This window comes from Streptomyces sp. NPDC000345 (assembly GCF_042898825.1).
In the GTDB taxonomy this organism is placed as follows: Bacteria; Actinomycetota; Actinomycetes; order Streptomycetales; family Streptomycetaceae; genus Streptomyces.
In genome coordinates, this window is record NZ_JBIAZE010000017.1 from 1 (window position 1) to 21,525 (window position 21,525).

Here is a 21,525-nt window from a genome sequence, read left to right on the forward strand (position 1 = left end):
CGCACACCACCGCGAGGTGTTCCGGCGGGGCGGCATGTGGCTGACCGCCGGCGAGTGGGGCGGCCCCAAGGACGGGGAGACCGTCGAGAAGCGGCTCGTGCGCTACCGCACCGTGGGTGACATGTCCTGCACCGGCGCCGTCGACTCCGACGCGGTGACGCTCGAGCAGGTCATCGCCGAGATCGCCGCCTCCCGGCTCACCGAGCGCGGCGCCACGCGTGCCGACGACAAGCTCTCCGAGGCCGCGATGGAAGACCGCAAGCGCGAGGGGTACTTCTAGACATGAGCACGACCACGGAACTCTCCGCCACCACGCTCCTGCGGTTCGCCACCGCCGGTTCCGTCGACGACGGCAAGTCCACCCTCGTCGGCCGGCTGCTGCACGACTCCAAGTCGATCCTCACCGACCAGCTGGAGGCCGTCGAGCGCGTCTCGGCGAGCCGCGGCCAGGAGGGGCCGGACCTCGCCCTTCTCACCGACGGTCTGCGGGCCGAGCGCGAGCAGGGCATCACCATCGACGTGGCGTACCGCTACTTCGCCACGCCCCGCCGCCGGTTCATCCTCGCCGACACACCCGGTCATGTGCAGTACACCCGCAACATGGTCACGGGTGCCTCCACCGCCGAGCTGACGGTGATCCTGGTCGACGCCCGCAACGGCGTCGTCGAGCAGACCCGCCGGCACGCGGCGATCGCGGCGCTGCTGCGGGTCCCGCACGTCGTCCTCGCCGTCAACAAGATGGACCTGGTCGACTACCAGGAGTCCGTGTTCGCCGCGATCGCCGAGGAGTTCACGGCGTACGCGACAGAGCTCGGCGTCCCCGAGGTCACCGCGATCCCGATCTCGGCGCTCGCCGGCGACAACGTGGTGGAGCCGTCCGCCCACATGGACTGGTACGGCGGTCCGACGGTCCTGGAACACCTGGAGACCGTGCCCGTCAGCCACGACCTGGCGCACTGCCACGCCCGGCTGCCCGTGCAGTACGTGATCCGGCCGCAGACCGCCGAGCACCCGGACTACCGGGGCTACGCGGGGCAGATCGCGGCGGGCACCTTCCGGGTGGGCGAGCGGGTCACGGTCCTGCCGTCCGGCCGCACGTCGACCATCTCCGGGATCGACCTGTTGGGCGAGCCGGTGGACGTGGCGTGGACGACGCAGTCGGTGACCGTGCTGCTGGCGGACGACATCGACGTCTCGCGCGGTGACCTGATCGTGCCGAGCAAGGACGCGCCCGCCACCACGCAGGACGTGGAGGCCACCGTCTGCCATGTCGCCGACGCACCGCTGACCGTCGGGCACCGGGTGCTGATCAAGCACGGCACCCGCACGGTCAAGGCGATCGTCAAGGACATCCCGTCCCGTCTCACGCTCGACGACCTGTCCCTGCACCCGCACCCGGGACAGCTCGTCGCCAACGACATCGGCCGGGTGAAGATCCGCACGGCGGAGCCGCTGCCAGTGGACTCCTATGCGGACTCGCGTCGCACGGGATCGTTCATCCTTATCGATCCGGCCGACGGCACGACGCTCACCGCCGGTATGGTCGGCGAGTCGTTCGCCTCCCCCGAGCCGGTCAAGGACGAGGCCGACGAAGACGGTTGGGACTTCTGACCATGAACCCGACCGACTACTACGCGACGTTCGCGAAGGAGGGCGGCCGCGTCGGCAGCGGCGCCCTCGGCTGGGGGTCCCCCCGAACGGAGTTTGGGGGAGGGCAGGGCGGAGTCGCGCGATGTGCGCACTGACGTACGCGCACTGCCTGCGTGCCCCGTCCCCCCACCGGACGTCCCGGAAGCGACGAAAACCCTTTGCCGACCACCCGGCCACGACCTGAGAGACCGTGACCGCCGGGCCAACGAGAGGAACCCCTCCCGTGCCTGCCAGCAACGTCGTCCGCCGCACCCTCGCGGTCCTCGCCGCGTTCCCTCTCCTCACCCTCGCCGCGTGCGGTTACGGCTCCCGGGCCGACGACGGCTCGTCCGCCCAGAAGGTCGCCGCCGGGGCCGAGAAGACCGACGGTCTCGACTCGGTCAAGATCGGCTACTTCGGCAACCTGACCCACGCGACCGCGCTGGTCGGCGTGAACAAGGGCTACTTCCAGAAAGCGCTCGGCGGCACCGAGGCGAAGTACCAGGTCTTCAACGCCGGCCCGTCCGAGATCGAGGCGCTGAACTCCGGTTCCATCGACATCGGCTGGATCGGCCCCTCCCCCGCGATCAACGGGTACACGAAGTCCGACGGCAAGAGCCTGCGGATCATCGGCGGTTCGGCCTCCGGCGGCGTGAAGCTGGTGGTGAACCCGAAGAAGATCAGGACTCTCGCGGACGTCAAGGGCAAGAAGATCGCGACCCCGCAGCTGGGCAACACCCAGGACGTGGCGTTCCTCAACTGGATCGCGGAGCAGGGCTGGAAGGTCGACGCGGAGAGCGGCAAGGGCGACGTCTCGGTGGTCCGCACCGACAACAAGGTCACCCCGGACGCCTACAAGTCCGGTTCCGTCGACGGCGCGTGGGTGCCGGAGCCGACCGCGTCCAAGCTGGTCGCCGAGGGCGCGAAGGTGCTGCTCGACGAGGCGTCGCTGTGGCCCGGCAAGAAGTTCGTGATCACGAACCTCATCGTGTCGCAGAAGTTCCTCGCGGAGCACCCGAAGGCCGTCGAGGCGGTGCTGAAGGCCTCCGTGGAGACGAACGCGTACATCAACGCCCACCCGGACGAGGCGAAGGCCGCGGCGAACGCGCAGCTGAAGGTGGACTCCGGCAAGGAGCTGCCCGCAGACGTCCTGGACCCGGCGTGGAAGTCGATCCGGTTCACCGACGACCCGCTGGCCTCCACCCTCAACACCGAGGCGCAGCACGCGGTGAAGGCCGGTCTGCTGGAGGATCCGCTGCTGAAGGGCATCTACGACCTGACGCTCCTGAACAAGGTCCTGAAGGCCGAGGGCGAGAGCACCGTCGGCGACGCCGGTCTCGGCGCCGAGTAAACCCGAAGTCGGATGAGTTCCCAGGAGGTGACGACCATGGCCACCACCCTCGCCAAGGCAGCCGAAGGCGCCGAGTCGGTGGAGTACGCCGCCCGCATCGAGCACGTATCGAAGTCCTTCGCCGGCCCCGCCGGGCAGCAGCTCGTCCTGGACGACATCACGCTCGATGTCGCGCCGGGAGAGTTCGTCACCCTTCTGGGGGCCTCGGGCTGCGGCAAGTCCACCCTGCTGAACCTGGTGGCGGGTCTCGACGACCCGACGTCGGGCAGCATCAGCACCGACGGGCGTCCCGCTCTGATGTTCCAGGAGCACGCCCTGTTCCCGTGGCTGACCGCGGGCAAGAACATCGAACTCGCCCTGAAGCTGGGCGGGGTCCCGAAGAACGAGCGGCGCGGCCGGGCCGAGGAGCTGCTCGAACTGGTGCGGCTGAAGGGTTCGTACGGCAAGCGGGTGCACGAGCTGTCCGGCGGTATGCGCCAGCGGGTGGCGCTGGCGCGCGCGCTCGCGCAGGACGCGCGGCTGCTGCTGATGGACGAGCCGTTCGCGGCGCTCGACGCGATCACGCGTGACGTGCTGCACGACGAGCTGACCCGGATCTGGGCGGAGACCGGGCTGTCGGTCCTGTTCGTCACGCACAACGTGCGGGAGGCGGTGCGTCTCGCGCAGCGCGTCATCCTGCTGTCGTCCCGGCCGGGCCGGGTGGCGCGCGAGTGGACGGTCGGCATTCCGCAGCCGCGCCGCATCGAGGACGCTCCCGTGGCCGAACTGTCCCTCGAGATCACCGAAGTCCTGCGTGGGGAGATCCGCCGTCATGGCCAGCACTGAGACGAAGACGACGGACGCCCGCGCCGAGGGCGACGCGCAGATCGCCTCGGTGGAGGCGGGCCTGGACGCGCTGGAGACCAGTGCCGTCAGCCGTACCTCCGTGCGGCAGACCCTCGTCGGCAAGGTCCTGCCGCCGATCGTCGCGGTCGCGGTCCTGCTCGTGCTCTGGCAGGCGCTGATCACCTTCAAGATCGTGGACGATCCGTCCAAGCTGCCCTCGCCGGCCGACGTCGGGGGCGAGTTCAAGGACGCGTGGCTGGAGGGCAAGCTCCTCGGGTACGTGTGGACCAGCGTCTCGCGCGGTCTGCTGGGCTTCCTGTTCGCGCTGGCCATCGGTACGCCGCTGGGTCTGCTGGTGGCGCGGGTGAAGTTCGTGCGCGCCGCGATCGGCCCGGTCCTGTCCGGTCTGCAGTCGCTGCCGTCGGTGGCGTGGGTGCCGCCGGCCGTGATCTGGCTGGGCCTGGACAACAGGATGATGTACGCGGTGATCCTGCTGGGCGCCGTGCCGTCCATCGCCAACGGCCTGGTGTCCGGTATCGACCAGGTGCCGCCGCTGTTCCTGCGGGCGGGCCGCACGATGGGGGCCACCGGCCTGAAGGGCGCCTGGCACATCGTGCTGCCGGCCTCGCTTCCGGGCTATCTGGCCGGTCTGAAGCAGGGCTGGGCCTTCTCCTGGCGCTCGCTGATGGCGGCGGAGATCATCGCCACCTCGCCGGACCTGGGCATCGGTCTGGGCGCGCTCCTCGAGAACGGCCGCAACACCAGTTCCATGTCCATGGTGTTCGAGGCCATCCTCCTGATCCTGTTCGTCGGCATCGCCATCGACCTGCTGATCTTCAGCCCGCTGGAGCGGCGGGTGCTGCGCAGCCGCGGCCTGCTGGTGAAGGGCTGAGGTCCCATGCACAAGAAGCCGGTTCTTCTCGTCATCGCCCACGGCAGCCGCGACCCGCGGCACGCGGCGACCGTCCACGCCCTGGTGCGGCGGGTACGGTCGCTGCGGCCGGGGCTGCGGGTCGAGACCGGCTTCCTGGACTTCAACGTCCCGTCCGTGCACGGGGTGCTGGAGTCGCTGGCGGCGGAGGGCGTGCGGGACGTCGTCGCGCTGCCGCTGCTGCTCACCCGCGCCTTCCACGCGAAGGCGGACATCCCCGCGGTCCTGCGGGACGCGCCGCCGCGGCTGCGGATCCGGCAGGCGGAGGTGCTGGGCCCGTCCCCGCTCCTGCTGTCGGCGCTCGAACGGCGTTTGTACGAGGCCGGGCTGAGCCCGGCCGACAAGTCCTCGACCGGGGTCGTGCTGGCCTCGGCGGGGTCCACGGACCCGGAGGCGATCGCGGTGATCGCAGCAATCGCGCGGGAGTGGCGGCACACCGGTTGGTGCGCCGTGCGGCCCGCGTTCGCCTCCGCGGCCCTGCCGCGCACCGAGGACGCGGTGCGCGAACTGCGCGCGCTGGGCTGCGCGCGGGTCGCGGTGGCCCCGTACGTCATGGCGCCCGGCTTCCTGCCGGACCGCATCGCGCGCGGCGCGGCCGAAGCGGACGTCCTGGCCGATGTGCTGGGCCCGGCGCCGGAGGTGGCACGGGTGCTGCTGGAACGGTACGACGCGGCGCGGATGCCGGCGCTTGCCGCCGTCGGAGCGTGACGGCATCGCCCTGCGCGGCTGGTCTCCTCGCCCGGTCGGGCGGCTCTGACGACACAGGTCGTCGCCGCGGGCGGTGCGGGCGCAGCGGACCGTCCGGCCGCTTCTGGGGCGGCTCGGCGGGCCCGCGTCGCAGAGGTTCGCGCGGTGCCGGCTGACGGCACCCGGGTGACGTCCGGCCGGTGGGCGAGTTCCGTCGTGAAGGCCGTTTCGGCGAGCAGCGGGAGCAGCCGGGCACGGAGCCGGCCTGAGGAGTCGGGCCGGAGTGTCGTCGGTGACCGGGGGCGGTTCCTGGGCTCACGGTCCAGGGAGTCCAGGCGCCTGCGGGCGGCCGACTCGGACACCCGCCGCCGCGGCACCGCCGGGAAGGCGGTACGGACGGACAGCCGCAGCCCGGCGTCGGCAGAAGCGCGACCCGGACGAACAGGGGCTTCCGGGGCGTGCCGGAAGACGGGCCGCCCGGACGAGAAGACACCGGAGCACGCCCGAAGACGGACGGCCCGGACGAGGGGACACCGCAGCACACCCGGAGACGGGCCCCCGGACGAGAAGACACCAGAGCACACCCGAAGACGGGCCCCCGGACGAGAAGACACCAGAGCACACCCGAAAACGGGCCCCCCGGACGAGAAGACACCGCAGCACACCCGAAAACGGGCCCCCCGGACGAGAAGACACCAGAGCACACCCGAAGACGGGCCCCCGGACGAGGGGACACCGGAACGCGCCCGGAGACGGGCCGCACGGACGGACACCTCAGCGGCACCAGCGGGGAGCCGGAGCAGGGCGGACAGCCGTCGGCGGGGCGCCAGGAGGTGGGCATGTGCGTGGGCAGCCGCCGCCGCGGCACGCCCGGAGGCAGCCCGGACGGGCAGCCGCAGCCGGGCGGCGGCAGGAGGGCCGCCCCCGGCGGTCCAGGGCTGCCGAAGCGGCGGGATGTGGGGGCACCGGGGATCCTGTAGCGTCGGGAGGTCGTGCCGGGGAGGGGTGTGGGCTTCCGGACGTCGGTGCGAACGATGCGCGCAGGAGGGCCTGTTGGACGAGTCAGCCGAGCGCCGGCGCGCTCCCCGGGTGTCGGTGCTGTCGATCGGGGTGGGGAGCTTCACCGAGGGCACGGAGGAGGAGCTCGGCTTCGTCGCGGGCCGCGTGGAGGAGGTCGCGAAGGCGTTCGAGCGCCTGAACGCCGAGGTGGAGACCCAACTCGACCTGGACGAGGACGAGATCGAGAACCTGCTGCGCCGGCGCCTCGTCAGGGAGCCCGGGCCCGCCGACGTCCTCGTCGTCCACCTCGTCGGGCACGGCCGGGTGGACCGGGGGTCCCGGCTGGCGTTCGTCGCCCATGACGACCGTGACGTGGACGTCGACCGCTGGATCGAGAAGGCCCAGCAGGAGGTGGAGCGGGACGGCGGCCGGCGGCGGGTCGTCTTCCTGGTGGACACCTGCTCGGCGGGGACGGCGACGGGACGGCAGCCGTTCACCGAACTCGAGGTCGAGCGGGGGGTGTGGGCGCTGGGCGCGTGCGTCGGCGACACCCCGACCGAGCGGGGGAAGTTCAGCGGATGGGTCGCCGCCGCCCTGCACCGGCTGGCGGACCGCGACTTCACCCTCGACGAGGAGGCCATCTCCTTCGGGCGTTTCGTGCGCGAGGTGATCCGGGTCAACCGCAAGGACACGGCGGGGCTGCGGCTGTCCATCGGGTTCCATGTCGAACAGGGCGACGCGGACTGGCCGTTCCTGCCGAACCCCCGCCTGGTGGCATTGTCCGAGGAACAACTCGAACTGCGCCAGCGGTCGTTGGGCCATGTGCCGGGTGAGGGCGGTCCCGATGCCGCGGGGGCCGCAGGGCAACAGGCAGACGACTCGCGCTACTTCGCCGACCGCGCCTCCGGGCGCGGGCTGGTCCCCGCCGACCCCGGTACCGGGTTCTTCTCCGGGCGGGCAGCGGAGTTGGAGCAGTACACGCGGTGGCTGGCGGGCAGGGGCCGGCTGCTGACGGTGACGGGCGCGGCCGGGGCGGGCAAGTCCGGTCTGCTCGGGGTGATCGTCTGCGCCGCCGAGCCGGGGCTCCGGCAGCGGTTCCGGGAACTGTGGGAGTCGGCGGGGCCCGAACTGCCGGAGGTGCCGGGGGTGGTCGCGGTGCACGCGCGGCAGCGGTCGGCTCAGCAGGTGGTGGAGGCGATCGTGTCCGCGGCGGGGCTGGAGGGGGAGGGCGGGGCCGGAGGGCCGGCGGCGTTCGCCTGGAACGCCCGGTCGCTGCGCGCGGCTCTCGCGCAGGAGCGGCAGGACCGCCTCGTCGTGCTCGACGCGGTGGACGAGAGCACCGAGCCCCAGGAGGTGCTGAGTCTCGTCGCCGGCCTTCTCGCACCGCGCCGCGGCGAGGGCACCGCCGGTGCCACGGCTCCTTGCAGGATCCTTCTCGGCGGCCGGCGGGAGGTCGTGAGCGCGCTGTCGGCGCTGGAGGAGGCGGCCGGTATCGCGAGCGAGCACATCGACCTCGACACGGCGGAACGCCCCACCGTGGAACAGGACGTGCACCAGTACGTCCAGCGCATGCTCCGCGCGCGCGAGCCCTATGCCACGGGTCCGCCGGCCGAGTTCGTCGACCTGCTGGCGAAGGAGGGCGCGCGGAGCATCGTGCGCGAGGCGCGCCCCGACGGCCTCTGGGGGCCGTTCCTGCTGGCCGGCCTGTACGTCCACTATCTGCTGACCCTGCGGCACCCGCCGCAGGACGAGGTGGGTGCGGACGCCTACGCCAAGGCGGCCTCGGCGGATCTGCCGTCGCTGCTGGAGTCGATCCTGAAGACCCGGCGCCCCGACTTCCCCTGTCTGCGGGCGGTGCTCGCGGTGCTCGCCCGGTCGCGGGGCGACGGCATGCCGAGCACGGTCCTGCGGCGGTGTCTGAGGGCGCTGGACGCCGAGGAGATCGACGAGCGGCGGCTGCGGGACACCCTGTGGGAGGCCTCGCCCTTCCTGCGGTACGGCACCGACCCGCGCAGCGGGGAGACGCTGTACCGGCTCTTCCACCAGGGTCTGGCCGACTATCTGCGCACCCACCCCGTGAGCAGGGACCCGTGGGGGGAGGCGGAGAGCGTCGCGCTCGAACGCCGGCTGCTGGCGGAGATCGTGGGCCCCTACGCGCCGGGCGCGGACGAGGAGGCCCACGGGGAGGCGGAGCAAGGCGGTGACGCGTGGGAGGCCGCCGAGGACGAGCCGTACGTCCTGCGTCACGCGCTGGGGCATGCCGCGCAGGCCGACTCGGTGCGGTACGCCGAGACGCTGCTCACCGACCCGTACTTCCTCGTGCGCTTCGACCTGGGGGAGGACCACCGGGCGATGGATCTCGTCCGGTCCGGGCGGGCCGCCGACTGCCTGCGGCTGCTGAGCGCCTCGTGGAGAACCCACTCCCAGCTGCGCGGCGCCTCCGACCGGGCGGCCGTGTTCGTCTTCGACGCCGACCGGCTCGGCCTGGACGAGCTCCGGGAGAGGTTCACCCGCGTCGCCCGGCAGCTCGCGGTCCGGCCGGAGTCGGCGGCGCACGTCTTCCGGTGGGCGCGGGGCGGCCGGGTGGACTCCGGCAGCCGCTTCATCCCGAGCCCCCTCGGTCCCGTGCGGCACATCTCCTTCTCGCCGGACGGCGGCCTGCTGGCCGTCGGCACCTGGCAGGGATTCGCCCTGCTGGAGACGGACACCTGGAAACCCGTCACGGTGCAGTGGGGCCGTGCGGTGGACCACTCCGTCACCACCGTCGCCTTCTCTCCGGACGGCCGGCTGCTCGCGGTCGGAAGGGACTCCTTCAGACGGAGCGTCCAGCTCTGGGACGTGCGGCACCGGGTGTTCGCGGGGCCGCCCTGGGAGTGCAGGACCGGCGCCCCGACCGCCCTGGCCTTCTCGCCCGACAGCCGCCTGCTCGCCGTGGGCAGCAGGCAGCACGGGGTCTCCCTGTGGGATGTCTGCGGCGGCCGTCCGGTGGAGGTCACGCGCCGTGAGCCGGGCGAGGGCGTGGACGACGTCGAGGAGGTCCAGGACGTCGGTTTCAGCCCCGACGGCCGCCTGCTGGTCGTGGCCGGCACCGCGGGGGTGACGCTGTGCGAACCGGAGCACGACCAATGGACCCCGCTGACCGGGACGCCCGCCTCCGCCGTCGGATTCTCGCCCGACGGACGTCTGCTCGCCGTCGCGTCCGCCGACGGCACCCTTCTGTACTCGGCCCGCACCCGCGACCCGGTCGCACGCGTCGACACCCACGACCTGAACGGAACGAGCGTCGTCTTCACCCCCGACGCGTCGCTGCTGGTCGTCAGTGCCTGGGACGCGCTGCTCGTCGTGGACACGGCCTCGGACCGGGTCGTCAACCGTCTGCTGGGCAGCGGAGCACGGTTCAACTCCATCGCCATGCACCCGGTGACGGGAGTTCTGGTCAGCAGCGACCAGGACGGACACCTCCGCCTGTGGAAGGACTTCACCCGGGAGACACCGACTCCCCAGCTGACCCGCTTCGACAGGGACCACGTCGTCGGCTCCCCCACGGGCCGCTTCATCGCCGTGTACGAGAGCGAGAAGCAGCTGCTGACGCTCCGCGACCCGGTCACCGGCCGGGACCTGGGCAGCCGTGCCCTGGCCCGGGCCCACGAGCTGGCCGTCTCTCCCGACGGCCGGGCCCTGGCGGTGGTGGGGTACAAGCGCGTGTGCGTCTTCCGCACGGGCACACCGGACCGGCTCCCCGAGCCCGAGGTCATCCCGCTCGGTGAGCGGCGGGCCGCGGAGCATCCCCTGTTCTCTCCCGACAGCAGGTTCCTGGCCGTCGCCCTCGAGGACGAGAACGCGCGCGCCCTCATGGTCTGGGAGGCCTCGACGCTGCGCCTTCACGCCCGGATCCCCCTTCCCGCCGAACCGAGCACCTACGGGTTCACGGGACCACTCCACCTCTACGTCGTCGTCAACGGCGCCCTCGCCACCTACTCCCTCACCCCCGACCCCCCGGAGGACACCCCCGTATGACCCGCATCCTGGGCGTGCACGGCGTCCGCAACTACAAGGCCGCCGACACCACTCCCGCCCTCGGCGCCGAACGGCTGCGTACGGACTGGCAGGGCGCCCTGAGCGGCGCGCTGCCCGCCCTCGACCTGGAGACCGCCTACTACGCCGACCTTCTGCGCAGCGAGCGGCAGGGGGCTGAGCCGGACGAGGCCGAGGTGGCGCTGATCGAGCAGTGGGCGCTCGCCTGGGGGGTCGCTCCGGACGGGGTGCAGGGGCGCGCCACGGGCTGGCTGCGCTGGATCTGCGGTGAGGTCGCCCGGCGCAGCGGGCAGCGGCCCGCGGTGGTGGAGAAGACGGTGTCGCTCTTCTTCCCCGAGGTCGCCCGCTACTTCACCGCCCGCCGCGAGGCCGTGCGCGAGCGGGTCCGCGAAGCCCTCCTGCGGCACCGTCCGGAGATCGTCCTCGCTCATTCGCTCGGCAGCGTCGTCGCCTACGAGGCCCTGCACGACCTGGCCGGCGAAAGCGGACTCGACGTCCGCCTCCTCGTCACCCTCGGCTCCCCCCTCGCCCTTCCGCACGCCGTCTTCCACCGGCTCCGCCCCGCCCCGCTGGACGGGCTCGGCACGCGGCCCGGCCCGGTGCGGCGCTGGGTCGACATCGCCGACGTGGGTGACTTCGTGGCCGTACCGAAGGGTGAACTGGCCCGGGTGTTCACGGGAGTCGAGCCGCTTCCCGACATCAGCATCGCGCCGGTGTGGCCGCACGGCGTCCTCGACTACCTGAGGCACCCGGGGGTGACCGGGGCGGTGCTGGCGGCCCTCTGACCGCCGGCACTCCCCCGCCGGGCTACCGGACGTCCGCGACGGCCTCGTCGGCCAGGCGGGCCAGCTCCCCCAAGGGCAGGGAACCGGGGGCCCGGCGCTCTCGCGCGAACCAGTTCGCCAGCCGCTGCAGCAGTTCGTTCAGCGGGGTGGGTACCCCGTGCAGACGGCCGAGGAGGGCGATCTCGCCGTTGAGGTAGTCGGCCTCGATGGTGCCGGCGCCCCGGCTCAGGGACTGCCAGGAGGAGCCGCCGCCGCGCGGGGTGCCGTCGAGGGGGACGAGGGTGACCTTGTCGCCGCGTGCGGCCTGCTGCTCCTCCGTGCCCGCGTACGCGATCCCCGCCGCGTCGAGCACGGCGGCGCCCTCCGCCCGGACCCGCGCGAACAGCGCCTCGGCCTCCGGGCCGACGACCAGGCCGCTCACCGCCTCCAGCGCGTTGCCCAGGTTGGACAGCAGCTTGGCGTACTGCCAGCGGGTCACGTCCGCGACGACCGGTGCCTCGAAGCGCGCCTTCTCCAGGTCGGCGGCGATCCGGCGGGCCGTGTCGTCGGTGCCGTGGGGGTAGCGGCCGAGGTGGAGCACGCCGGTGAGCGGGGCACCGGCGGCGGAGACGACACCGGGCTCGACGTGGGTGGAGGGCAGCCAGACGCAGACGCCGTACACGTGCCGGAAGCGGCGCAGGGCGAGGCGCTGGCTCTCGACCCCGTTCTGCGCGCAGACCAGCGCCAGCCGCTCGGCGGCGGTGCCGCCGCCCTCGACCGGGACCGGGCCCCAGGTCCGCAGTGCCGTCTCGCTGTCCTGTGTCTTCACGGCGAGGACGAGGACGTCGTCGGCGCGCAGGGCGCCGAGTTCCTCCGGGCCGGCCACCACGGGCGGGCGGAGCGTCAGCTCCCCCTCCGGCACCCTCAGCCGCAGCCCGTCCTGCCGCAGCGCCGCCCCGTGCGCGCCCCGCGCGACCAGCACGACCTCGTGGCCGGCTTCCGCCAGCCGCCCGCCGACGGTGCCGCCGACCGCCCCTGCCCCGATGATGATGTAGCGCATCCCCCGAGCCTCGCACATGCCCCGAGGTTCAGGGCCGCGTCATCTCCACCAGCTTCAGCACCGTGTTCCAGTTCCGGGTCGTGGCGACGAGTCCCTTGGTCACGCGGGGCCGGGACAGCGCCTCGGCGAGCTTGGAACGGCCGAGTCCCTCGGGGGCGTACAGGTAGAGGGCGCGGTCGCCGAGGCGGAACTCCTCGGGGAGATGGGCGGCCTGGTCGATCTCGGCGTAGCGCTCCGCGTCGACGGGCGCGGAGAAGTAGGTGACGTGGAGCTGCTTGGCCTCGAGTTCGGCGGCCGGGAACGGGCAGGCCTCGGCGACCCTCTTCAGATACGCGTGGTCGCGCACGATCACGTCGACCCCGAAGCCGAACTGCTTCTCGATCGCGGCGGCCAGCCCCGTGGCGAGGCTGTCCTCGTCGCCGTGGGCGCAGGAGAAGACGGCCTGGCCGCTCTGGAGGTAGGTGCGCACGCCGCCGTGGCCGAGCCCCTCCATCAGGGTGCGGAGGTCGGCCATCGGGACCTTCTTGGCGCCGCCCACGTTGATGCCGCGCAGCAGGGCCGCGTACGTCGTCGTCATGCGCCCACCCTAGGCGGCTCCGGGGGCCCGCGGGGGGAGCCGAACCCTGGGCCGCTCCCCCTAGAGCACGGGATAGATGTAAGGGCCCACCTCCTCCCCAGCGGTGAGGCCGGTCCGCTCCGGGGGGAGGACCCGGCCGGTCCGCAGGTCACCGGGCAGCACGATGAGATGTTTTTATCCAGCCCATACCTTCGAATCGAAAGGTGGCGGCAGGGGGCTGCCACCGCTCACGAGGGAGCAGGGCCCGTCATGGCAAACGGAGATACGCGGGTACGGGGCCTGGCGGCCCGGGCCGGCGGCTGGAGCGCACGCCACCGATGGGCCGCCGTCGGCATCTGGGTGCTCTTCGTCGTCCTGGCCATGGGGATCGGCTCGGCGGCGGGCACGGTCGAGGTCAAGGAGAGCGACCAGCTGGGCGGCGAGACCCACACCGCCGCGAAGATCGTCGAGGACGCGGGCATCGAGGAGCCGGCCGGGGAGACGGTGCTCGTCCAGGCGAAGGACGGCTCGGTCAAGGCCACGGACGCGGAGTTCCGGTCCGCCGTCGCCGCGGTCGTGAAGGCGGTGGAGGGCACCGGCAAGGTCACCGACGTCACCTCGCCGTACGACACCGGCACCATCTCCAAGGACGGGCGCAGCGCGCTCGTGCAGTTCGACATGCGCGGTGACTCCGACACCGCGGGTGAGCGCGTGGAGCCGGTGCTGAAGGCCGTCGAGGGGGTGCGTGAGGACCACGCGTCGCTGCGGATCGAGGAGATCGGCGGCGCCAGCATGATGAAGACGTTCGACGACGCGTTCGGCGACGACTTCCAGCAGGCCGAGTACTCCGCGGTGCCGGTGGCGCTGGGCATTCTGCTGATCGCGTTCGGCGCGCTGGTGGCCGCGCTGCTGCCGGTGGCGCTCGCGATCACCGCGATCATGGCGACGACGGGTCTGATGGCCATCGTCAGCCACGTCCAGCCGATGGACGACACCGCCAGCTCCGTGATGCTGCTGGTCGGTCTGGCCGTGGGCGTCGACTACTGCCTGTTCTATCTGCGCCGGGAGCGCGAGGAGCGGGCCGCGGGACGGGACCCGGAGACCGCGCTCAGGATCGCCGCGGCGACCAGCGGCCGGGCCGTGATCGTCTCCGGTGTCACCGTGTGCGTCGCCATGGCGGGCATGCTGTTCACCGGGCTCGCCACGTTCGAGGCGATGGGTCTGGCCTCGCTGATGGTGGTGGCGGTGGCGATGGTCGGCTCGGTGACCGTGCTGCCCGCGCTGCTGTCCCTGCTGGGCGAGCGGGTGGAGAAGGGCCGGATCCCGTTCCTGCGGCGGCGCCTCAGGGACGGGGGCGACAACGGCAGCCGGTTCTGGTCGGCCGTGCTCAAGGGTGTGCTCGCCAGGCCCGTGGTGTCGGTGGTGGTGGCCGCCGGCGCGCTGCTCGCCATCGCCGCTCCCGCGGCCGGCATGAAGACGCAGAACCTCACCCTGGACCAGGAGTTCGGGGACTCGCTGCCGATCGTGCAGACCTACAACCGGGTCAACGAGGCCTTCCCCGGCGGTTCGGAGCCGGCCACGGTCGTCGTCAAGGCGGACGACATCAACTCCTCCGAGGTGAAGGACGCCCTCGCGCGGTTCAAGGAGCTGGCGGTCGACTCGGGTGCCTCGCGCGGCCCGGTGGAGATCAAGCTGCACGACGCGCAGAACGTCGCCTTCGTCTACGTCCCGCTGGTCGGCGGCTCCGACCAGGACAAGGCGGGCGCGAGCCTGGACACGCTGCGCGACGAGGTGCGGCCGGCCACGCTCGGCAAGGTCGACGGCGTGCAGGCGCCGATCACCGGACAGGTCGCGGGCAACCAGGACTTCAACGAGCAGCTGATCGGCTCGGTCGTCCCGGTCTTCGCGTTCGTCGTGGTCTTCGCCTTCCTGCTGATGCTGCTGTCGTTCCGCTCGCTGACGGTCGCGATCACCTCGATCGTGCTCAACCTGCTGTCGGTGGGCGCCGCCTACGGCATCCTCGTCGCCGTGTTCCAGCACGGCTGGGGCGCCTCGCTGGTGGGCGCCGAGGGTGTCGGCGCCATCATCACCTGGCTGCCGCTGTTCCTCTTCGTGATCCTGTTCGGCCTGTCGATGGACTACCACGTGTTCGTGGTCTCGCGGATCCGTGAGGCGCGGCTGCGGGGCCGCAGCACGAACGAGGCCATCAAGCACGGCGTGGTCACCACGGCCGGTGTGGTGACCAGCGCCGCCGTCATCATGGTCGCCGTGTTCGCGATCTTCGGGACGCTGTCCATGCAGTCCATGAAGCAGATGGGCGTGGGCCTGGCGGCCGCGGTGCTGATCGACGCGACGATCATCCGGGGCGTCCTGCTCCCGGCGGTGATGGCGCTGCTCGGGGAGCACAACTGGTACCTGCCGAAGTGGCTGCACTGGCTGCCGGACCTGACGCACGACGAGGCGCCCGAGGCGATCGCGCCGAGGACGGCGGCGCAGGACGACGAGGGTGAGCCGCTGAGGGTCTGACCCCGCGCGCCATCCGTCGCCTGCCGAGGGCCCGTCGACTTCCGGGGGAGTCGACGGGCCCTCGGCCGTGTTCACTTCGCGGGCAGTTCGGCCTCGATCAGGTCGGCCGCCCGCCGGGTGCCGCCCTCCGCGGCCGTCTCCGCCCGCAGGGCCTTCAGCCGGCCGGCCACCTCCGGGTCGTCGACGAGGGCGAGCGCCGCCTCCCGGAGCGCCCCGGCGGTCGCCTCCGCCCTGTCCAGGCGCCGGGCCACCCCCAGCGCGACCAGCATGTCCGCGTTGCCGAACTGGTCCACTGCCTGCGGTACGGCGATCATCGGCGTGGCCGTGGTCAGTCCCTCCTGGCTGCCGCCGGCGCCGGCGTGCGTGACGAACAGGTCGGCCTGCTTCAGGATGGTCAACTGCGGTACCCAGGGCCTCACTTCGACGTTGTCCGCTGCGGCTCCCAGGTCGGCGGGGTCGACGTGCCGGCCGATCTGGAGCACCAGGTGCCAGCCGGGCAGCTCGCCGAAGGCCCTGACGCACTCCCGGTAGAAGTCCGGCTGCCTGGTGAACGCCGAGCCCAGGGAGACGAGGACGACCTTCTCCACGCCGGCGGGCCGGGTCCACTCCCCCTCGGCGGCACGGTCGCCCTGGCAGGCGCCGACGAAGCTGTACACGGTCTCGTCGACCCGGTCGGCGTGTGGCTGCAGCGCCCGGGGGATCAGCACGAGGGAACGGTCCGGGCGGCCGAGGAAGTCGTCGTGGTGCCGGGTGATGCCGTTCTCCTCGAGCCAGGCGTGGAACCGGGCGAAGTAGGCCCGTCCGCGCTCGGTCCTCTTCGGCTCGGCCCACAGGGGCTGGGCGATCTCCTCGTCGTAGCCCTCCCAGGCGACGAGGCCGGGCGAGAGGGAGACGGCGGGGACGCCCCAGCGGTGGGCGAGGACGCGGGCGGGGTAGGCGGTGATGTCGTGCAGGACGAGGTCGGGTTCGTCCCCGTCGTAGGCCTCGGCCAGCTGGGGCAGCGCCTGGATCGCGTCGGCGAGGAAGATCTCCACGTGGTCGAGGAGGGTGCTGCCCCAGGCGACGGGGTCGTCGTCGGGTGAGGGCAGGGTGGAGTGCCACGGCCTGACCTCGGCGCCGGTGGCGGCGACCTTCCCGGCGAGGGCGGGCGGGACGGCGTAGGTGACCCGGTGGCCGCGCGCGACGAGCTCACGGATCACCTCCAGGCTGGGGTTCACATGGCCGTGGGCGGCGATGGAGAACATGGCGATGTGGGCGTGACCGGTCATGCCGAAGACCGTAGGCGAGACGATACGTCTCGTGCAATTAAATTGGACCGTCGCAGGTCAGCGCTGGTAGCGGGCCAGCACCAGGTTTCCGTCCCGCTCCAGCCGGGTGCGTAGTTCCCCGAGGCCGATGGCACCGCTGTAGTACTCCTGGAAGGCCGGTGTCGCCACCTTGTCCTTCCACTCCGGGTAGCCGCGGACGGACTGGGCGGGGGCCGGGCGCAGATGGGCGGCGAGGGCGGTGCCGGTCGCCCAGCCGTTCTCGGTGGTGTGCAGGGCGGGGTCCTTCAGGGCCTCGGTGCCGGTGGGCAGCATCCAGTCGCCGAGCGCGAGGCGCACCATGTTCTCCGGCCGCAGCAGGAAGTCGATGAACGCGACGGCCTCCTGCTTGTGCGGGCTGTCCTCGGCCACCGACAGCGTCTGCGGGCTGACTCCCTGCGCGAGCCCGTCGGCGCCGGCCGGAGCGGGCAGCACCTGCCAGTCGAAGCCCTCGGGCGCCTGCCGGGCGATCTGCTGGCGGTAGGAGAAGCCGAGCGGGACCATGGCGTACCTGCCGCCGAAGAAGCCGGGCAGGGTGTCCGAGCCGCCGCTGCCGAGCGTGGTGGGCGAGGCGCTGCGATCGGTGGTGACCTGGTCGTGGACGGTACGGGGGACGACTTCGTCGCCGGCCTCGAAGCGGACGGTCACCTTGCCGTCCGCGTCGCGGTGGAAGAGCCGGCCGCCCGCCGACAGGGAGAGGTTGAGCGTGGCGGAGACGGGCTCCTTGAGGGGCCAGGCGACGCCGTACTTCCCGTCGCCGCTCAGCCGCTCGGTGATCGCCCGGAACTCGTCCCAGGTCCAGGGGCGTTCGGGGGTGGGGATCCGCACGCCGGACCGCTTCAGCCGGCCGGCGTTGGCGACCAGGACCCGCGGCTCCTGCAGGAAGGGCACTCCGTAGACGCCGTCGCCGAAGCTCGTCGTCTCCCAACTGCGCTGCGGGATGTCGGACTTGAGGCGGGCGGGCAGCAGGCCGGTCAGGTCGGCGAGATAGCCGCCGTAGGCGAAGTCCGCGAGGTCGTCGGAGGCGTCGTGGATGATGTCCGGGGCCTCGCCGCCCTCGAACGAGGTGAGGAGCTGGTCGTGGACGCTGTCCCAACTGCCCTGCACATAGGTGACCTTGACGTCGGCATGGGCGGCGTTCCACTCCCGTACGAGTTCCTTGCCGGTTTCGACGGACTCCTCCTGCCAGGCCAGGGACTGGAACCGGAGGGTGATCCGGCCGTCGTCACGCGTGCCGCCGCCCGAGGAACAGCCCGCCAGGAGCACCACAAGCATCAGGAAGATGACGTTCCGCATCAGTTCTTCACCGCCCCGGTGAGCATGCCGCCCGTGATCCGCCGCTGGATGACCGCGAAGACGACCAGCGAGGGGAGGGTGGCCAGGAACGCGGCGGCGGCCAGCGGTCCGAGGTCGGCCACGCCCTCCGCCCCGATGAAGTGGGTCAGGACGACCGGCAGGGTCTGTTTCTCCGGCGTCTTCAGCAGCACCAGCGCGAAGAAGAACTCGTTCCACGCGGTGATGAACGCGAACAGCGCGGTCGCCACGATCCCCGGCCCGAGCAGCGGCGCCGTCACGGACACCAGGGTCCGCAGCCGCCCGGCGCCGTCGACGGCGGCCGCCTCCTCGAGCTCGACGGGGACGGCACGGACGTATCCGACGAGCATCCACAGCGCGAACGGCAGCGCCCACACCACGTAGACCATGACCAGGCCGGGCAGTGAGTCGATCAGCCGCAGGTTCTTCAGGACCAGGAACAGGGGGATGATCACCAGCACGAACGGGAAGGCCTGGCTGACCACCACCCACCCGGCGGCGGCACGCGTGAGCCGGGAGCGCTGCCGGGCCATGACGTACGCCATCGGCGTGGCCAGGCACACGGCGATCAGGGCGGCGCTCAGCGCGGCGATCAGGGAGTTGAACGCGGCCTGCGGCAGGGGCTGCTCGTCGAAGGCCTGGCGGAAGTTGGCGAGGGTGGGGTCGTCCGGGATCCAGGCGGGATGCGGGCTGCCCAGTTCGCGGGGCGGCTTGAAGGCGGTGGACAGCAGCCAGAGGAGCGGGAAGGCGAGGAAGACGAGGTACGCGAGCAGGGCCGCGTACTGGCCGGCGCGGGCCGCGGGACGGGTCCTCATCGCGCGTCGCCTCCCCCGAGCCGGCCCACCAGGAACAGGGCCAGGAACAGCGAGATCACCGCGACCATCACACAGCCCATCGCCGCCGCGTACCCGAACTGGCCGTAGCGGAAGGCCTCCTCATAGGCGAAGAGCATCGGCAGCCGGGTGCGGCCGCCGGGGCCGCCGCTGGTCAGCACGTAGACCAGGGCGAAGGAGTTGAAGTTCCAGATGAGGTTGAGCGCCGTGATCGCGAGGGCGACGGGCCGCAGGGCGGGCCAGGTGACCGTCCGGAAGCGGCGCCAGGCGCCCGCGCCGTCGACGGCGGCCGCCTCGTGCAGTTCGCGCGGGGTGCCCTGCAGGCCGGCGAGCAGGGTGACCGTGGTCTGCGGCATGCCCGCCCAGACGCCGACGACGATCACCGCGGGCAGCGCGGTCGCGAGGCCGCTGAGCCAGTCCCGGCCCTCGCCCAGGCCGAGGTCGCGCAGCGTCTCGTTGAGAATGCCGGCGTCCGGGTTGTAGACCAGCCGCCACATGACCCCGACGACGACCTCGGGCATCGCCCAGGGGACGATCGCCAGGGCCCGGGCCAGCCAGCGCAGCCGTAACTCCTGGTTCAGCAGCAGGGCGAGACCGAGGGCGAGCAGGAACTGCGGGACGGTCACCCCGACCGCCCAGACCAGGCCGATCCGGAACGACTCCCAGAACAGCGTGTCCCGCAGCAGGTCGGAGAAGTTGAGGCCGCCGATCCACCGCGTGGGCGCGGTGCGGCCCGACTGGGCGTCGGTGAAGGCCAGCAGGATCCCGTAGAGCAGCGGGCCCACGCTCAGCACCAGGACGGGGATCAGAGCGGGCAGCACGAGGAACCACGCGCCGCGTCGGGAGACGCGGCGCGCCGACCGCCGGGCCTCCACCGCCAATGTCACGGAATCATCCCCTTTGCGCGACTGGTTGGCGTGTTCATGGTCGTGAAGGGGCGGCATCCCGTCAAGGGCCGGCGCACCCGGCGCGACCTGTGTGAATGCGAGACTGGCCGGAACCGGCACACGACAGGGAGGCGGACGATGGACGAGGCAAGGGCGCGGGACGTACTGGCCGGTGCGGGCGTGCTGCCCGGTCCGGCGCACGGCGCGCGGCTCCTCGCCCTGGGCGAGAACGCGGTGTTCGCCGCCGGCGACCTGGTCGTGAAGGTGGGCCGGGACGCAGAACTCCTGGACCGGGCCCGGCGCGAGCTGGACATCGCCGCCTGGCTGGCGGAGGCCGGGGTCCCCGCGGTGCGGGCGGCCGAGCCGAAGCCACTGCTGGTCGAGGGGCACCCGGTGACGGTGTGGCACCGGCTGCCCGACCCCGTACGGCCCGCCGAGCCCCGGGATCTGGCCGAACTGCTGCGCCTGGTGCACGCCCTGACCGCCCCCTCCTTCGGCCTGCCGCCCCGCGATCTGCTGTCCGGGGTGGAACGCTGGCTGCGGCTCGCCGGTGAGGCGATCGACCCGGCGGACGCGGCGTATCTGCGCGCGCGCCGGGACGGCTTCGCCGCGGCGGCCGCCGCACTCACCCCTCATCTGCCGCCCGGCCCGATCCACGGCGACGCGCTCCCGCGCAATGTGCACGTGGGCCCCGGCGGCCCGGTCCTGGTGGACCTGGAGACCGTCTCCGCCGATCTGCGCGAGCACGACCTGGTGGTGATGGCCCTCTCCCGTGACCGCTACGGCCTGCCCGCCGCGGCCTACGACTCCTTCACGCAGGCCTACGGGTGGGACGTACGGGAGTGGGAGGGCTGCGCGGTGCTGCGCGGCGCCCGGGAGACGGCGAGCTGCGCCTGGGTCGCCCAGCACGCGCCCACCAACCCCGGGGCGCTCGCGGAGTTCGAGCGCAGGGTGGCCTCCCTGCGGGAGGGGGACGCGGCGGTGCGCTGGTACCCCTTCTGAACCCGCCCTACGCCGTGGGGCTGTCCGCCGGCTCCCGCACCGGCCAGGCCCCGTCCACCACCGCGTCCGTCTCGCCCTTGCGGCGCAGGAAGTCCTGGAAGTCCGCCGCCCACTCGGCGTACCACCCGATCTGGCGGCGGTGCAGCTCCGCCGGACCGAGCGCGCCCACCTTGGGGTGGCGGCCGGCTATCGCGCAGGCCAGCCGGGCGGCGGCGAGGGCGTCGGCGGAGGCGTCGTGGGCGGAGTCGAGGGTGACGCCGTACTCGGCGCAGACCGCTTCGAGGTTGCGCTTGCCGCGGCGGTAGCGGTCGGCCCAGCGGTCGATGGTGTACGGGTCGACGACCGGCGCCGGGTCCTGGCCGCCGAGCCGGTCGCGCAGCGAGGGCAGGCCGTGCCGGCGCAGCTCGGCGGAGAGCAGGGTCAGGTCGAAGGCCGCGTTGTAGGCGACGACCGGGACGCCGGTGCGCCAGTAGCCCGTCAGGACGTCGGCGATGGCGTCGGCCACCCGGTCGGCGGGGCTGCCGTCGGCGGCCGCCCGTTCATTGCTGATGCCGTGCACCGCGACCGCGTCCGCCGGGATCTCCACGCCCGGGTCGGCCAGCCACTCCCTGTGCCCCAGGACCTGACCGTCCCTGACCTCGATCACGGCGCCTGTGACGATGCGCGCCTCGCGAGGATCCGTCCCGGTCGTCTCCAGGTCGAAGCCGACGAGCAGCTCCCGGTACCAGGCCATGACGGCCCCCCTTCTTGGCGGTGCTTCCCCCAGTGGTCTCCACCTTCGCATGCGCCACTGACAATCAGAGGACCGCGTTCCGCTTCCCA

15 protein-coding genes and 2 pseudogenes are annotated in these 21,525 nt (G+C 72.5%); 10 read left to right on the top strand and 7 right to left on the bottom strand.

Annotation, left to right across the window (positions count from 1 at the left end):
• From ACFY30_RS31835 to ACFY30_RS31870, 8 genes and pseudogenes are all read left to right on the top strand, one after another.
• A pseudogene (locus ACFY30_RS31835) lies at positions 1 to 280 on the top strand (sulfate adenylyltransferase small subunit); the annotation flags it as partial.
• 2 nt (positions 281 to 282) lie between these two features.
• On the top strand, positions 283 to 1,611 hold the full coding sequence (locus ACFY30_RS31840; protein ID WP_390848608.1) for a sulfate adenylyltransferase subunit 1: 1,329 nt from the start codon (positions 283 to 285) through the stop codon (positions 1,609 to 1,611).
• A gap of 262 nt (positions 1,612 to 1,873) precedes the next feature.
• Positions 1,874 to 2,980: an aliphatic sulfonate ABC transporter substrate-binding protein gene (locus tag ACFY30_RS31845; RefSeq protein ID WP_390848609.1), complete on the top strand. Its 1,107-nt coding sequence runs from the start codon at positions 1,874 to 1,876 to the stop codon at positions 2,978 to 2,980.
• 36 nt (positions 2,981 to 3,016) lie between these two features.
• Positions 3,017 to 3,805: an ABC transporter ATP-binding protein gene (locus ACFY30_RS31850; RefSeq protein ID WP_390662108.1), complete on the top strand. Its 789-nt coding sequence runs from the start codon at positions 3,017 to 3,019 to the stop codon at positions 3,803 to 3,805.
• The gene (locus tag ACFY30_RS31855; protein ID WP_390848610.1) at positions 3,792 to 4,697 is read left to right on the top strand and encodes an ABC transporter permease; all 906 of its coding nucleotides are present in this window, start codon (positions 3,792 to 3,794) and stop codon (positions 4,695 to 4,697) included. Before ACFY30_RS31850 ends, ACFY30_RS31855 begins: the two co-directional genes overlap by 14 nt.
• Before the next feature lie 6 nt (positions 4,698 to 4,703).
• Positions 4,704 to 5,444 carry a sirohydrochlorin chelatase gene (locus tag ACFY30_RS31860; protein ID WP_390848611.1) on the top strand — a complete coding sequence of 247 codons (741 nt, stop codon included), beginning with the start codon at positions 4,704 to 4,706 and terminating at the stop codon, positions 5,442 to 5,444.
• Positions 5,445 to 6,476: 1,032 nt separating this feature from the next.
• Positions 6,477 to 10,439 carry a hypothetical protein gene (locus tag ACFY30_RS31865; RefSeq protein ID WP_390848612.1) on the top strand — a complete coding sequence of 1,321 codons (3,963 nt, stop codon included), beginning with the start codon at positions 6,477 to 6,479 and terminating at the stop codon, positions 10,437 to 10,439.
• Entirely contained in the window at positions 10,436 to 11,242 is an 807-nt protein-coding gene (locus ACFY30_RS31870; protein WP_390848613.1) for a hypothetical protein, read from the top strand. Before ACFY30_RS31865 ends, ACFY30_RS31870 begins: the two co-directional genes overlap by 4 nt.
• 22 nt (positions 11,243 to 11,264) lie before the next feature.
• Here the strand turns inward: ACFY30_RS31870 and ACFY30_RS31875 are convergent, their stop codons facing one another.
• Positions 11,265 to 12,281, bottom strand: a complete 1,017-nt coding sequence (locus ACFY30_RS31875) for a ketopantoate reductase family protein (RefSeq protein WP_390848614.1) — start codon at positions 12,279 to 12,281, stop codon at positions 11,265 to 11,267.
• Between the two features lie 28 nt (positions 12,282 to 12,309).
• Positions 12,310 to 12,858 carry a DUF1697 domain-containing protein gene (locus ACFY30_RS31880; protein ID WP_390848615.1) on the bottom strand — a complete coding sequence of 183 codons (549 nt, stop codon included), beginning with the start codon at positions 12,856 to 12,858 and terminating at the stop codon, positions 12,310 to 12,312.
• A gap of 249 nt (positions 12,859 to 13,107) precedes the next feature.
• Between ACFY30_RS31880 and ACFY30_RS31885 the strand changes: the two genes are divergently transcribed.
• Positions 13,108 to 15,363: an MMPL family transporter gene (locus ACFY30_RS31885; protein WP_390848616.1), complete on the top strand. Its 2,256-nt coding sequence runs from the start codon at positions 13,108 to 13,110 to the stop codon at positions 15,361 to 15,363.
• 71 nt (positions 15,364 to 15,434) lie between these two features.
• On the opposite strand, the pseudogene mgt reads toward ACFY30_RS31885, so the two are convergent.
• From mgt to ACFY30_RS31905, 4 genes and pseudogenes are all read right to left on the bottom strand, one after another.
• A pseudogene (gene mgt / locus ACFY30_RS31890) lies at positions 15,435 to 16,668 on the bottom strand (macrolide-inactivating glycosyltransferase).
• 20 nt (positions 16,669 to 16,688) lie between these two features.
• Positions 16,689 to 17,963, bottom strand: a complete 1,275-nt coding sequence (locus tag ACFY30_RS31895) for an ABC transporter substrate-binding protein (protein ID WP_390848617.1) — start codon at positions 17,961 to 17,963, stop codon at positions 16,689 to 16,691.
• Positions 17,963 to 18,796, bottom strand: a complete 834-nt coding sequence (locus ACFY30_RS31900; RefSeq protein ID WP_390848618.1) for a carbohydrate ABC transporter permease — start codon at positions 18,794 to 18,796, stop codon at positions 17,963 to 17,965. Before ACFY30_RS31900 ends, ACFY30_RS31895 begins: the two co-directional genes overlap by 1 nt.
• Positions 18,793 to 19,701: a carbohydrate ABC transporter permease gene (locus ACFY30_RS31905; protein WP_390848619.1), complete on the bottom strand. Its 909-nt coding sequence runs from the start codon at positions 19,699 to 19,701 to the stop codon at positions 18,793 to 18,795. Before ACFY30_RS31905 ends, ACFY30_RS31900 begins: the two co-directional genes overlap by 4 nt.
• 138 nt (positions 19,702 to 19,839) lie before the next feature.
• Between ACFY30_RS31905 and ACFY30_RS31910 the strand changes: the two genes are divergently transcribed.
• A complete protein-coding gene (locus ACFY30_RS31910; RefSeq protein ID WP_390848620.1) occupies positions 19,840 to 20,703 on the top strand; it encodes a phosphotransferase enzyme family protein in 864 nt (287 codons plus the stop codon).
• A gap of 7 nt (positions 20,704 to 20,710) precedes the next feature.
• Here ACFY30_RS31910 and ACFY30_RS31915 read toward each other — a convergent pair whose 3' ends face one another.
• A complete protein-coding gene (locus ACFY30_RS31915; RefSeq protein WP_390848621.1) occupies positions 20,711 to 21,436 on the bottom strand; it encodes a 3'-5' exonuclease in 726 nt (241 codons plus the stop codon).
• Positions 21,437 to 21,525 lie beyond the last annotated feature (89 nt).

Coding starts and splice junctions, on each gene's coding strand:
- ACFY30_RS31850 (WP_390662108.1), top strand. CDS start 3,017: ATGGCCACCACCCTCGCCAAGGCAGCCGAAGGCGCCGAGTCGGTGGAG.
- ACFY30_RS31870 (WP_390848613.1), top strand. CDS start 10,436: ATGACCCGCATCCTGGGCGTGCACGGCGTCCGCAACTACAAGGCCGCC.
- ACFY30_RS31860 (WP_390848611.1), top strand. CDS start 4,704: ATGCACAAGAAGCCGGTTCTTCTCGTCATCGCCCACGGCAGCCGCGAC.
- ACFY30_RS31915 (WP_390848621.1), bottom strand. CDS start 21,436: ATGGCCTGGTACCGGGAGCTGCTCGTCGGCTTCGACCTGGAGACGACC.
- ACFY30_RS31840 (WP_390848608.1), top strand. CDS start 283: ATGAGCACGACCACGGAACTCTCCGCCACCACGCTCCTGCGGTTCGCC.
- ACFY30_RS31910 (WP_390848620.1), top strand. CDS start 19,840: ATGGACGAGGCAAGGGCGCGGGACGTACTGGCCGGTGCGGGCGTGCTG.
- ACFY30_RS31875 (WP_390848614.1), bottom strand. CDS start 12,281: ATGCGCTACATCATCATCGGGGCAGGGGCGGTCGGCGGCACCGTCGGC.
- ACFY30_RS31880 (WP_390848615.1), bottom strand. CDS start 12,858: ATGACGACGACGTACGCGGCCCTGCTGCGCGGCATCAACGTGGGCGGC.
- ACFY30_RS31895 (WP_390848617.1), bottom strand. CDS start 17,963: ATGCGGAACGTCATCTTCCTGATGCTTGTGGTGCTCCTGGCGGGCTGT.
- ACFY30_RS31900 (WP_390848618.1), bottom strand. CDS start 18,796: ATGAGGACCCGTCCCGCGGCCCGCGCCGGCCAGTACGCGGCCCTGCTC.
- ACFY30_RS31855 (WP_390848610.1), top strand. CDS start 3,792: ATGGCCAGCACTGAGACGAAGACGACGGACGCCCGCGCCGAGGGCGAC.
- ACFY30_RS31885 (WP_390848616.1), top strand. CDS start 13,108: ATGGCAAACGGAGATACGCGGGTACGGGGCCTGGCGGCCCGGGCCGGC.